The organism is Pontibacter silvestris (assembly GCF_020907275.1).
Lineage (GTDB): Bacteria > Bacteroidota > Bacteroidia > Cytophagales > Hymenobacteraceae > Pontibacter > Pontibacter silvestris.
Genome location: NZ_JAJJWI010000009.1, coordinates 168,317 through 180,186, shown reverse-complemented (window position 1 = coordinate 180,186; position 11,870 = coordinate 168,317). Strand labels below are relative to the sequence as shown.

The window sequence follows — 11,870 nt, the reverse complement described above, 5'->3', positions numbered from 1 at the left end:
GAAGCTTTGCTTCAGAGAACTGACCAGGTAAAAACTGGCATTAGTATTGTATTATACTCTTTCAAAAATATATTACAGGACTAAAGTCTACAGAACACTTTTTAGATTAAGGAAAACATAACAAACAACTACTATCATGAAACTATTAAAATTGTCTTTTAGCTCTTTGCTGGCTGTTATCGTGCTCTTTACTTCTTGCCAGTCAATAAGGCAGGCATCCGGAGGTAGTGATGCTTCAGCTACAACAGGTACTACTTATGGCAGCGAAACAACTAACTCCGGCGAGAGTAAGCAAGGAATGAATAAGACCACAAAAGGTGGCCTTATTGGTGCCGGTGGTGGTGCCGTGCTAGGTGGCCTTATTGGTAACCGTTTAGGAAATACAGCTGCTGGTGCTATAGTAGGTGCTGCTGTGGGTGGTGCAACAGGTGCCGTAATTGGCCGACGCATGGATAAGCAGGCTGAAGAATTAGAGAGTAGCATGGAGAATGCGACAGTAGAGCGTGTAGGGGAAGCTATTCGTGTGAATTTTGATTCAGGAATTTTATTTGCCGTAAACTCCGCTGAACTAAGCGCATCAGCTAAAAAAGACATTGACAGGTTGACTGAAACATTGCTTAAGTACGATGGCACTAACGTAATTGTAGAAGGCCACACCGACAATACAGGTAGCCATGACTTAAACCAGCGTTTGTCTGAGCGCCGTGCCGAGGCTGTGGCAGCATATGCCCGTTCACGTGGTGTAGATGGTAGCCGCTTACAAGCTAAAGGATATAGCTATGACCAGCCTATTGCTGATAATACGACAGCAGAAGGTCGCCAGCAGAACCGTCGCGTAGAAATTATTATTGTTGCAAACGAAGATCTGAAGCAAGCTGCTGAAAGTGGTGCACTAAAATAATTGCATTAGTTTCTCTTGTTTAGAATAAGCTTGCAAGTGCAAAGAGGGCCTGTTTCTCGCTGAGGAACAGGCCCTCCTGTTTTATTTGGGTTTGGTTTGTTGTTGTACTCTTTCCGGGAAATATTGTAAGAAAAGTTGTGCTAAAAACCTGATGAATATAGTAGCCGTTTAAGTATATGAAATCAATAATATAAAAAGCTATCAGCCTATCTGAAGCTGCTGCTTTACATGATTTCATTAAGAGAAAAATGTATCAACTAACAAAAATCAACTAAAACATTTTAAGTTCTTAGCAGTATTATCCACAGAACTTATAAGTTCTAAAACACAACAACAAAGATGATAACTATGAAAAACATAAAAATTTATTTGTCAATTATCGCCGTAGTAGGCATACTTTTTACATCATGTAACGCTAGTCGCACTACGAAGGGTGGTGCCATTGGTGCTGGTGGTGGAGCAGTGCTTGGAGGGGTGGTAGGTAAGATTGCCGGTAACACAGCTGCAGGTGCTATTGTTGGTGCAGCCGTGGGTGGTACGGCTGGTGCTCTTATTGGCCGCCACATGGATAAGCAGGCAGAAGAACTGCAACGCGATTTGGAAAATGCTACTGTTGAGCGTGTAGGTGAAGGTATTCAGATCACGTTTGATTCAGGAATTTTGTTTAACACTAACTCTGCTGAACTACAGCCTGCTGCCAAAACAGAGATATCCCAACTAGCTGAGACGCTTCAAAAATATCCGGATACAAACATTCTTATAGAAGGGCATACCGACAATACTGGCTCCAGAGAAATAAACCAGCCACTTTCAGAAAGACGTGCGCAATCTGTTGCAACTTATGCTGCCTCTATGGGTGTAGATCGTAGCCGTATGACAACAAAAGGCTATGCTTTCGACCAGCCAGTTGCTGACAACAGTACTGCTGCTGGTCGCCAGCAAAACCGCCGTGTAGAGATTGCAATTTTTGCAAACGAAGAGATGAAGAAAGCTGCCGAGCGAGGTGACTTATAATAAAGAACTTTTTTAGTAGGTAGTTAATAATGGTGATTTTTACCCAGCCGTACATGTCGTGCGGCTGGGTTTTTTATGTTTAATTCTTTATCGGAGGTGCTAAATGCTCCAATAAAAAGTTAAGTGCTTAAGATTTATTTTTGCGAAACAGGAAAGCTGTTGTTAGAGTGAGCACGCTACCAGCAAGAGCCAGGGCAATATCTTTTTGCGAATCCCAAATATCGCCTTGCATACCTAGGAAGTCCATGCCCTGTTCTCCTCCGTTATAAACTATATCAGCCACCAACCACTCTACTACTTCGTACAAAGCACTAAGTGAAACTGTGAGCTCGACTGGCATAATGTAGCTTACAAGCCTAGGTGCCTTAAAGCCATAAGCCAGTACTTCATGCATAGGATAAGCCAGCAGTAAACCAAAACCAAAGTGTACCAGTCGGTCGTAGTGGTTACGCTGCAGGTTATATGTTTGCTTAAACCATTCTCCGAAAGGATTTTCAGCATACTGGTACTGGCTGCCGTACACATGCATTAACAGGAACAGGAAAATTAAAGTATAGGCAATATCAGAAAAACGGAAGATGTTATAAAATGCCACTATAAAGATAATTAGTGACAGCGTCAGCGTGTTCTCCGTTAGCCAGTTTACCAGGTCAGGAGTAGTGAAGCCTGAATATACCCAAAAAGCTATAAATAGGACGCTATATAAAATATGCAGTGGCTTTTGTTGGTAAGGTATTTTGACGTTTGGCTTAGATAACATAGCGACATTTATTACTGCAGACAGGCAGCTTTTGTTCTGTTATCTTAACCCAAAACTTGCGCTCTTGTTCTGGTATTTAGCTATAAACCTAAATGAAGTTTATGCCATTAAGTTCTGTTGAAAGAAGACGAGCCTTATTGGGTTGTCATCAGGGTTTTGGGTTGGGTCGCAGTGGTAACCGTACATCGTAATGCCATTTATATAGGGCAGCAGCTTCTTATAATAGGTGTGGCCTGTATTGTCCGGGCTAAAGGTGATGTCGTGGAATACACAGGTTTCTTTTTGTGGAAGCCGCTCCAGGCGGTTAAACAGCTCTTCTGGTTTACCTAAATCTCCGGAGTACACAATACGGTAATCATTATCAAAAATATAGGCATAAGACTGGTAGCCTTCAGAATGCAAACCAAAGGTATCAACAGCCATAATACCATCAAACTGGTCTAGCGGAACAAACTCTGCATACTTATCCGGGTACTTTAGCTGAATTGCCAGTAGATCATAGATCTGCTGCTTAAACTGTTCAGAAGTATACAGTATTTTTAGCCGGTCATTCTTTAGAATAATACTTTTGTAAAGCAAAAGGTTCGCAAGACTACCGCTGTGGTCGTTGTGCAGATGCGTGAGAATAACATGATCAATCTCATGAACCAGATTTTTCTCTATAAGCTTCGGGAAAACAGTAAAGCCACAGTCTATTAGGAGTTTAATATCTCTAAACTCAAGTATGGCTGCTGAGTTCAGGTATTCTGTATCGAAGGCACCGCCAGTTCCTAAAAATTTAATATTCATACACGTACTTCAACATAGGCTGTTAGTGAGTTCAATCATATAGCGTTAATAATTGCAAATAGTTTTGCTTAAAGTTATGTTTCTATTAATTTTTTGGACCAATATTTATTTAATTGATTTCTTTTATGCTGGTGTTATGAAGCGTATTGGCGAAGCTCTTTGGTAGAGGAACTAACAGATTGATTTGATGTGCCGTAAAAGCTATTTTGTCAATTATGTTGCCTATGAATGCGCACGAGCTGCCTGCGGAAGAAAAATCGCTACAGACACATGAGTTGCTCAATAAAGAGTACAAGCGGTTAAAGTTAGAGAGTCGCAGAGCTCCTATGCATGAGCTCATATCTACCATGCTCTCACACCGTACGAACCATGCTGACGAAGAAAAGGCTTATTATACTATGCTAGAGCACTTTGGTGATTGGGAGGGGGTAATGAACGCTGATGTAAATGAGTTAGCTGATACCATCCAAACAACACGCTATCCTGGACAGAAAGCACCACAGATACAACAGGTATTGCGTACAATAAAAGAAGAGCGAGGCGAAATAAGCATAGATTTTTTAGCTGATATGCCTGTGGAGGAGGCCATGGCATGGCTTACAGGGCTACCTGGTGTTGGTCTGAAAACAGCTACGTTGTTATTACTGTTTAACTTTAAGAAGCCTGTGTTGCCTGTCGATACGCATGTGTTTCGGGTGAGCCAGCGGGTGGGGTTAATCGGGGCAAGGGTTACGGCTAATAAAGCCCATGCTGTACTTTTAGATATGTTACCCAAAGATGCCGAGGAGTTATTTAACTTTCATAAACACCTGTTCTGGCACGGGCAGCGCATCTGTACTTTTTATAGCCCTACATGCGAGAAATGTGTGCTTAATAGGATCTGTAATTATTATCAGGATGTACGGGAGAAAGGAGTGGATTAGGAGGCTGCGTAGGAACTGTGAAACAGTAACAGTTTAACCGTTACAACTCTTTATCAGTTTTCGGACGTTACTCCTCAATATCTTTATAAACTGTTGAAATCTTAAATCAAGATCTTCAGAAATTATATCTGATTGAAAAAGCTACACATAGCCCAGTGTTACCCCCCGCTCACTTACCGTCAATCTGGCTTCCCTACCGCAGGCTATAGCTAAATTATCAGGCTCATGACCAACCGGAAAACCAAAGCACACAGGATAAGTGTACTTACCTGTATGTTCTGCAATAATCTCATAAGCATCTTTACCGAAAGGAAGCGTCGCATCGCGCATGTCGCTCATGTGGCCTACAATTAAACCAGCTAACCGGCCCAGCTTACCACTACGGTCTAGGTGCACCATCATACGGTCTATGTGGTAGAGGTACTCATCCAGATCTTCCAGAAATAATATTTTGCCTGCTGTGCTGATATCGGAGCGGGTGCCAGTAAGGGTGTGCAGCATAGATAGGTTACCACCTACTATTTGCCCTTGTGCAGTGCCTGTACGGTTAAAAACATGTGGTGCCGCTGTATAACTTACATCCTGCCCAAACAGCAAACAACGCAGCGTGTTTTTAGCTTCTTCGGAGCCCTCTTTTCCAAAAAGCAAAGGCATAGTAGCATGAACAGACTCTATACCAAAAGTATGTACATGGCTGTGAAGAGCAGTTACATCGCTGAAGCCAACTATCCATTTTGGGGCTATTCTAAAGTTGCTGAAATCGACTTGATCAATAATGCGCGTGGTACCATAGCCGCCACGAGCGCAAATAATAGCCTTTATTTCTGTATTGTCGAGCATTTGCTGAAGGTCCTGCAGGCGTAAGGCATCGTCGCCGGAAAAATAGTTATAGCTTGCTCCTATGGTTTGCCCTACTACTACTTCTAAGCCCCATGCTTTTAGTGTCTCAATGGCTAATGCTATTTCCGGTAAGCTTATTTTTCGGGCAGTGGCAACAATGCCAACTTTATCTCCTTGTTGTAATGGTGCAATCATTTGTTAAAGCAATTTGGCAACAAGCGAAGTTATAGTTTTTTATGTAAAGTTTTAGATACTACTTGTCCTGCTTAGGTTTTGTTAGTAGGTTAGCTTAAGTATAGTAAAAAAGAAAGAGCCTTTGCTACGCGTAGCAAAGGCTCTTTCTTTTTTACTATACTTAAGCTGGCGTTGTTTTAATTTTTACCGAAAAGCTTCAGACCGACGCTCAGAATTACCTGCTCATTGGTTATATCGTAGCCAGTGTCCACATTGTCTGTGTAATTTCTTTTGATGCGTTCGTAGCGTACATCAGCCGTAATGTTGCCTATATCAACCCCTAGGCCAGCCTGCCAGCCCCAGTCTGAATTATTAAGGTATTCATCAATTTTGTCATCATCCAGCTTACCTGATATCACCATAGAGGCTACAGGGCCTGCACTTACCCGTACTACTCTAAAAAGGCTGTAACCAAGCAGTATAGGTACATCTAAGCGATTAAACTTAAACTTCTGAACCTCTACGCTAGTTGTGTTCGGGTCATCGTTTACTTCTACCTTGCCACCTGTATAAGTAAAGGCAGCCTCCGGTTGTAATAAAAGGTTCCCAACCTTAAACCTTGTAAAGGCTCCAACTTGGTAGCCTGCTATGTTTTCAGATTCTTTAAACTGGGTTACGGTGCCAATTGGGTCTTTTATGTCTACGCTAGAGGAACTGACACCTGCCTTAACACCTGCAGTAAAAAATTGTGCGTTAGCCACTAGTCCAGTGGTCAGCATCATGGTAAGGATAAGCAATATTTTTTTCATAGTTTCTTTATTAACATTAGGTATTGAGTTATAGCTGGAACTTAGTATTAGTACGAAAATAGTAGATAAGGTAATCTTTTTCGTACACGTTATTACACTAACTGTATAATGGCTTCGTATGTTGTTTTATTGATGAAAACTATTTTCTAAGAGTAATAAAATGGAATGATAATGTCTTGTATGGTAGTAGCTTATTACGTTATAATGGCCGAAGCTTCTATCTCCACAAGCAGGTCCGGGTGAATCAGAGCTTTTATTTCTACCATAGTGGAGGCTGGCTTTATTGTTCTGAAAAACTCACCATGTGTACGGCCTACCTCTTGCCAGTGACTAATATCGGTGACAAAGATACGGGTGCGAACAACATCTTGTAAGGTGGCACCAGCTTGTTGCAGTGCTTTCTCAATTTTTAGTAATACATATCTGGTTTGCTTGTAGACGCAGCCTTTGCCCATAATTTCCTCCCCGTTGGTAGCAGTAGTGCCAGCTACTTCAACGGTGTTACCTACACGTACGGCACGGCTATAGCCGACTGTTTCTTCCCATACAGCACCGGAAGAAAAGTTTTGTCTTTTCATAGTTAGAAGTTATATAGGAACTCAAATATATGAACTATAGCAAAATAAGTTGTACAGGTAAAGCTCATTTGCCAGAAATTACTTTTACTTATGCATAATATTTAACTTTGGACTATAATATTCTGCCAAGCATGCGCCTTACTTCCAAACCGGTACTTTGCAACTATTACGTTACTTACCGCTGCAATGCGCGCTGCTCTTTCTGCGACATATGGGAAAAGCCGTCGCCTTATATTACTTTAAAAGATGTAAAACAGAACCTGCTGGACCTGAAACGGTTGGGGGTGAAAGTGATAGACTTTACAGGCGGGGAGCCACTCTTGCATCGCCAGATAGATGAGTTTCTGAAGCTGGCGCATAAAATGGGCTTCATCACCACGCTTACTACAAATGGCATGCTGTACCCCAAGCTGGCAAAGCGCCTGCAGGGGCATGTAGATATGCTTCATTTTTCTCTGGATTCAGCTCATAAAGAGGAGCACGACAATGGCAGAGGAGTCGCCTGCTACGATTTTGTAATGGAATCTATCAAGGTGGCCCGGCAGTTGGGGGAACGGCCAGATATCCTTTTTACTGTGTTCAAGCATAACCTTAAGCAACTGGAGGACGTGTATGAGCAGGTAATACTTCCGAATAACCTGATGCTGATTATTAACCCTGCCTTTGAATATAATGCTGTTGAAACAGGTGACAGGCTGACGGAGGAAGAGCTAAGCTATCTCTCTGCATTTGGGAAACGTAAGAGTGTGTATATGAATGAGGGGTTTATAGAGCTAAGGCGCGACGGAGGGAATCATATAAACGATCCTATTTGTAAGGCTGCCAGTACTACTTTGGCTATCTCCCCGCATAATGAGCTGGTTCTGCCGTGTTACCACTTAGGCACTAAAGCATTTCCTGTTAACGCTAATTTGTACAACTTATATTTAAGTGAGGAGGTAGAAGAGTGGAAGCAGCAGGAGGGGAAGCTTACTGCCTGTGAGGGATGTACTATAAATTGCTACATGCAGCCCAGTTTTGGAGTAGAAGTAAACAAATATTTCTGGAAAGCTCTGCCTAGTACATTAAAGTACAACCTATACAAAGGTACCTGGAAGAGACTATTGCCATTTTGATATATAAGTTTTACGTAGTTTATTCGTTAAAGCAGCAAATAAGTTAACAACTGTAGCTTACTGTAATATGCACCTTAAATAGTAAAAGGTTTATATTTGCACCTCAATTCAGGATTATAATTTAGATAAAAATGCCAGTTATTCTTTCGGTAAAAGGTATAAAGCCTCAGATGGGTGATGGTAGCTTTATTGCTGAAAATGCCACTATTGTGGGCAATGTAGTATTAGGTAATGATTGCTCTGTCTGGTTTAACGCAGTTATTCGGGGCGATGTAAACAGCATCCGCATTGGTGATAAAACCAATATTCAGGATGGTGTGGTTATTCACTGTACTTATGAGAAAGCAGCTACCACTATTGGGAACAATGTTTCTATCGGGCATAGAGCTATTATGCATGGCTGCACGATAGAAGATAATGTACTGATAGGTATGGGAGCTATTGTAATGGACCAGGCTGTAGTGCAGAAGAACTGTATCATAGCTGCAGGAGCCATTGTACTGGAGAACACTATATGCGAATCAGGATGGATTTATGCTGGTATTCCGGCCCGGAAAGTAAAGCAGCTAAACCCGGAACAGGTGGAGGGTCTGGATAAGCTTGCTCACAACTATGTTATGTACAGCGGTTGGTTCACAGGCAGAGACTAACATCACAATAAGCGATGCTGCTCTACCTGCTCTTTCAGAGAGGCCAATCTTTCTTCCGGAAGTTCCTGTTGCAGTTGTTCGAAAAACTGGCGCTCTTCCTGACGGATATGTTGCTCCAGAAGAACCCCCACTTCGTGTAGCTTATCCTGCAGTTCGTCTGCAGTAGTCTGGGGTAAGGCTGTAATGAGTTGTTCCAGTTGGCGGTGCTCCGCTTCTAGCTTTTTTGCCTGCTGCTGTAATTGTTCCGAAGCATCCTGGGCAAAAATAAACACCGTTTCTTCCTCCAATAAGAAATGTGGCTTTAACTGACGGGCCAGAAACATTTGCATATACTTACATTTTGCAGCAGGAGTAGTCGGCAGACCATGATAAGCCGGAGCTTCCCGCTGTAACAGTCGTGCTGCAAGCAACCCGTCATGGTGTTGCCTGGAAATAGGTATAAGACTTTCGTGTCGTTTCATAGTTAATCAAAGCAAGCTTTCACGTACTTCTTCGCGTATTCTCAGGTGTACCCATTCTACCCGCCTATCAGACTTTTCCAGCACCCTTACGTCATACTCGTTAAAGGTAGTTGTCTCATTCAGCGTTTCCGGTATCTGGCCATACAGCACATTAATCCATCCTCCTACTGTTTCATAGTCTTCACCTTCCGGAAGAGGGTAAGGAAGAAAATCGTTTGCGTCTGAAATGTTGGCAGAGCCATTTACTTTATACTCAAAGTCGGTGAGTTTCTCAACAATAGGTGCCTCCTCATCGTACTCATCCTGAATTTCTCCAACCAGTTCCTCTACAATATCCTCTATCGTAACAATGCCTGACACACCACCGAATTCATCTGTGGCAATAGCCATATGCGTGTGGCGGCGCTGGAATTGCTTTAACAATAGGTTTATTTTTTTTGTCTCCGGCACAAAGTAAGCTGGGCGCATCAGTTTTTCTACAATAATAGGCGCACCAAGGCGCATGTTACTCAAGATGTCTTTTACATTAAGTACGCCTACAATGTTGTCTATGGAGCCATTATATACTGGTAATCTGGAATATCCCTCGTTAAAAATAATCTCCATCAGGTCCGGTTCGGAAATACTTACGTCTACGGCTACCATTTTAGTACGGGGTACCAATATCTGCTTTACCATACGCTCATTAAACTGGAACACATTCTCTATCAGTTCATGCTGAGAGTCCAGTATGGCACCGCTTTCCACACTTTGCTCGAACAGAAGGCGCAGTTCTTCAGCTGTGTGTACTTCTGCGCCGTGTACAGGTTGTATACCCACAGCACGCAGCACCAGGTTAGCAAAGCCATTAAGGAACCAGATAAAGGGCCTGAACACAATGTAGAAGAAACGTAAAGGCAGTGTAACACCCAGTGTAATAGACTCTGTTCGCTGAATGGCCAGTGATTTAGGAGCCAGTTCACCAAAAACGATATGGAGTACGGTTATTATGGCGAATGAAATCGGGAGAGCAATGCTATGCGCCAGTGCCTCCCCTCCTTCAAAGCCAAAGGCCTGCATAACATCAATCACAATGCGGGCAACGACACTTTCGCCTATCCAGCCAAGTCCAAGTGAGGCCAGGGTGATGCCTAACTGCGTTGCTGACAGGTAAGCATCAAGGTGCTCGAGCATGTGCTGTGCCATTTGTGCCATAGAGTTACCCGCCTGCGCGCGTAGCTCTATCTGTGAGGATCTCACTTTAACAATGGCAAACTCAGCCGCAACAAAAAAGCCGTTGAGTAAAACAAGTAATATTGTGATTAAGACATCAAGAACCATAGAGTGTATAAGCTATGAAAAGCTACTAAGGCTGTAAAATTAAATAAAATACGTGCTTTTACTACATATGTATATTAAGCAAAGCCAGTTTAGCTTTAGATATGCCTTTATAAAGAGCTACAAGCCTTTTTTAGCAGGTATTTTTTTGAAGAGAAAACTTAAGGCAGACTTCCCAGGAAGCATTTTGGTAATTACAATTTTTCTGTTTACGGATCAGAGGTTTACAGCGATTTCTTTTTGCTCATATCGTTCAGCAATCTCATTGACATAAAAATTAAAGCTGAGGCTACTATTATAATGGCGATCCAAACATACAAGTTTGGAGTTTTTGTATCGGAGGCTGTTTGTGTCTGCACTTGCTCAATATGTTTTACCTGTAGTACAGGCAGGTGCTGAGGTATGCTATCCTGGAAATACTGCAGCTCATAGTTAGGCGACTTTGCTTTCTCATTACCGAAACGTAAGCTGTACTGCTGGGCAGGGTTTAGCTCAGCGGCCAGGTAATGGTTAAGCTGGAGTAATTTTATAGAATTGATTTGTAAGGGTGGGTTATCTTCATTCTCTATGATAAATGTTAGCTCCTGCACTTTTCTTCTGGGAAGATCTATAACGTCAGGAGCATTAGAACTAAGTACGAAAGGAATGGTGGCTGCTCTGAGTACTTTGTTTCTTTTACGCTTTCTTCTTCGCTCGATTACTTTTTCCTTGCCTAAAATAACTAGCCCTGTACGATAATATAATTGTGGCTCCAGTATTTGCAGCTCCAGCCGGTCAGGGTATACAGGTTGCTCGAAAAGTAGCCGGACGTACGTCTGCTTTAGAGAAGAGCTATCAGTGCGGATCACTTGCTGAACCGGTATCTGGGTATACTTGCCTGCTTCGGCTTGCGTGTCGTAAGAACCAACCTGCAAAATGTTAAGCGGGGCACAGCTAGAGTCGTTGAGCTGCAGGCGCAGGTATTTATAATTGCTCCAGGGGAAGTTCAGTAGCCGTACCTCTGATGTGCTTTGCGTACTGTTGATGGCAAAGAGAACCCCTTTTTCCTTAAGCACGTACCAGTCCTGCTGATTATTGCTGCCACTCAGGTTTACTTCTTTCTGTACCTCTGCATTACTAACTAACAGGCTCATGTTATTTATCTTACGCTTCTCAGGGTTAGCGATCAGCAACTCAGAGCAACAGCCTTCGCGGTGGGTGTAGCTGATAATTTGATGAGAAGTAAACAGCTTTTTGTACTGTAATGGTTCTTCAACGCGTAACAGGTACGGAACTTCTGTGCCCTTGCTGTTTTGCAGGCGCACATCTGCCTTGCCAGGCTGTAGCTGGCCAACAACCTGAGGTGGTAAAAGAATATTATAATAACCCGCCTGCTGAGGCTGTTCTATATTGGCCTGCCAACGGTAGTTTTGAGCTGTAATGCCGTGGCAAAGCAGCGTAAAAGCCAACAGAAGAAGATGTTTAATATAACCAGACAATTTTCTGTAACTTAAATAACAGGAAAGCAGACCAGGAAATAATCTGCTTCAACAGGTTACG

The 11,870-nt window shown here is 42.6% G+C and carries 13 protein-coding genes; 5 read left to right on the top strand and 8 right to left on the bottom strand.

Annotated features, from left to right (window positions below; all coding sequences use genetic code 11):
• Nucleotides 1-136 precede the first annotated feature (136 nt).
• Both LN995_RS10460 and LN995_RS10455 read left to right on the top strand, forming a co-directional pair.
• Complete coding sequence (locus LN995_RS10460) at nt 137-901, top strand: OmpA family protein (protein WP_229961008.1); 765 nt, start codon at nt 137-139, stop codon at nt 899-901.
• 348 nt (nt 902-1,249) lie between these two features.
• Complete coding sequence (locus LN995_RS10455) at nt 1,250-1,915, top strand: OmpA family protein (protein WP_229961007.1); 666 nt, start codon at nt 1,250-1,252, stop codon at nt 1,913-1,915.
• 127 nt (nt 1,916-2,042) lie between these two features.
• On the opposite strand, the gene LN995_RS10450 is transcribed toward LN995_RS10455, so the two are convergent.
• Complete coding sequence (locus LN995_RS10450; protein ID WP_229961006.1) at nt 2,043-2,675, bottom strand: DUF2238 domain-containing protein; 633 nt, start codon at nt 2,673-2,675, stop codon at nt 2,043-2,045.
• 99 nt (nt 2,676-2,774) lie between these two features.
• Nucleotides 2,775-3,464, bottom strand: coding sequence for an MBL fold metallo-hydrolase (locus tag LN995_RS10445; protein ID WP_229961005.1), 690 nt, complete (start codon nt 3,462-3,464; stop codon nt 2,775-2,777).
• A 224-nt stretch (nt 3,465-3,688) separates the two neighbouring features.
• On the opposite strand from LN995_RS10445, the gene LN995_RS10440 reads away from it, so the two are divergent.
• Nucleotides 3,689-4,387, top strand: a complete 699-nt coding sequence (locus tag LN995_RS10440) for an endonuclease III domain-containing protein (protein ID WP_229961004.1) — start codon at nt 3,689-3,691, stop codon at nt 4,385-4,387.
• Nucleotides 4,388-4,528: 141 nt separating this feature from the next.
• On the opposite strand, the gene LN995_RS10435 is transcribed toward LN995_RS10440, so the two are convergent.
• The 3 genes from LN995_RS10435 to LN995_RS10425 form a co-directional block, all read right to left on the bottom strand.
• On the bottom strand, nt 4,529-5,422 hold the full coding sequence (locus LN995_RS10435; protein WP_229961003.1) for a S66 peptidase family protein: 894 nt from the start codon (nt 5,420-5,422) through the stop codon (nt 4,529-4,531).
• 176 nt (nt 5,423-5,598) lie between these two features.
• The gene (locus LN995_RS10430) at nt 5,599-6,210 is read right to left on the bottom strand and encodes a porin family protein (protein WP_229961002.1); all 612 of its coding nucleotides are present in this window, start codon (nt 6,208-6,210) and stop codon (nt 5,599-5,601) included.
• A 194-nt stretch (nt 6,211-6,404) separates the two neighbouring features.
• Entirely contained in the window at nt 6,405-6,788 is a 384-nt protein-coding gene (locus LN995_RS10425; RefSeq protein ID WP_229961001.1) for a RidA family protein, read from the bottom strand.
• A 131-nt stretch (nt 6,789-6,919) separates the two neighbouring features.
• Here LN995_RS10425 and LN995_RS10420 point away from each other — a divergent pair, with 131 nt between their 5' ends.
• Together LN995_RS10420 and LN995_RS10415 are read left to right on the top strand one after the other, a co-directional pair.
• The gene (locus LN995_RS10420) at nt 6,920-7,903 is read left to right on the top strand and encodes a radical SAM protein (RefSeq protein WP_229961036.1); all 984 of its coding nucleotides are present in this window, start codon (nt 6,920-6,922) and stop codon (nt 7,901-7,903) included.
• A gap of 131 nt (nt 7,904-8,034) precedes the next feature.
• Nucleotides 8,035-8,553: a gamma carbonic anhydrase family protein gene (locus tag LN995_RS10415; RefSeq protein WP_229961000.1), complete on the top strand. Its 519-nt coding sequence runs from the start codon at nt 8,035-8,037 to the stop codon at nt 8,551-8,553.
• Between the two features lie 2 nt (nt 8,554-8,555).
• On the opposite strand, the gene LN995_RS10410 is transcribed toward LN995_RS10415, so the two are convergent.
• From LN995_RS10410 to LN995_RS10400, 3 genes are all read right to left on the bottom strand, one after another.
• Nucleotides 8,556-9,014, bottom strand: a complete 459-nt coding sequence (locus tag LN995_RS10410; RefSeq protein WP_229960999.1) for a hemerythrin domain-containing protein — start codon at nt 9,012-9,014, stop codon at nt 8,556-8,558.
• Between the two features lie 6 nt (nt 9,015-9,020).
• Nucleotides 9,021-10,334: a hemolysin family protein gene (locus LN995_RS10405; RefSeq protein ID WP_229960998.1), complete on the bottom strand. Its 1,314-nt coding sequence runs from the start codon at nt 10,332-10,334 to the stop codon at nt 9,021-9,023.
• A gap of 221 nt (nt 10,335-10,555) precedes the next feature.
• Nucleotides 10,556-11,779 carry a hypothetical protein gene (locus tag LN995_RS10400; protein ID WP_229960997.1) on the bottom strand — a complete coding sequence of 408 codons (1,224 nt, stop codon included), beginning with the start codon at nt 11,777-11,779 and terminating at the stop codon, nt 10,556-10,558.
• Between the last annotated feature and the right edge of the window lie 91 nt (nt 11,780-11,870).

Bases quoted from the DNA above. Each gene is read 5' to 3' on its own strand.
- LN995_RS10460 (WP_229961008.1), top strand. From the start codon at position 137: ATGAAACTATTAAAATTGTCTTTTAGCTCTTTGCTGGCTGTTATCGTG.
- LN995_RS10455 (WP_229961007.1), top strand. From the start codon at position 1,250: ATGAAAAACATAAAAATTTATTTGTCAATTATCGCCGTAGTAGGCATA.
- LN995_RS10450 (WP_229961006.1), bottom strand. From the start codon at position 2,675: ATGTTATCTAAGCCAAACGTCAAAATACCTTACCAACAAAAGCCACTG.
- LN995_RS10445 (WP_229961005.1), bottom strand. From the start codon at position 3,464: ATGAATATTAAATTTTTAGGAACTGGCGGTGCCTTCGATACAGAATAC.
- LN995_RS10440 (WP_229961004.1), top strand. From the start codon at position 3,689: ATGAATGCGCACGAGCTGCCTGCGGAAGAAAAATCGCTACAGACACAT.
- LN995_RS10435 (WP_229961003.1), bottom strand. From the start codon at position 5,422: ATGATTGCACCATTACAACAAGGAGATAAAGTTGGCATTGTTGCCACT.
- LN995_RS10430 (WP_229961002.1), bottom strand. From the start codon at position 6,210: ATGAAAAAAATATTGCTTATCCTTACCATGATGCTGACCACTGGACTA.
- LN995_RS10425 (WP_229961001.1), bottom strand. From the start codon at position 6,788: ATGAAAAGACAAAACTTTTCTTCCGGTGCTGTATGGGAAGAAACAGTC.
- LN995_RS10420 (WP_229961036.1), top strand. From the start codon at position 6,920: ATGCGCCTTACTTCCAAACCGGTACTTTGCAACTATTACGTTACTTAC.
- LN995_RS10415 (WP_229961000.1), top strand. From the start codon at position 8,035: ATGCCAGTTATTCTTTCGGTAAAAGGTATAAAGCCTCAGATGGGTGAT.
- LN995_RS10410 (WP_229960999.1), bottom strand. From the start codon at position 9,014: ATGAAACGACACGAAAGTCTTATACCTATTTCCAGGCAACACCATGAC.
- LN995_RS10405 (WP_229960998.1), bottom strand. From the start codon at position 10,334: ATGGTTCTTGATGTCTTAATCACAATATTACTTGTTTTACTCAACGGC.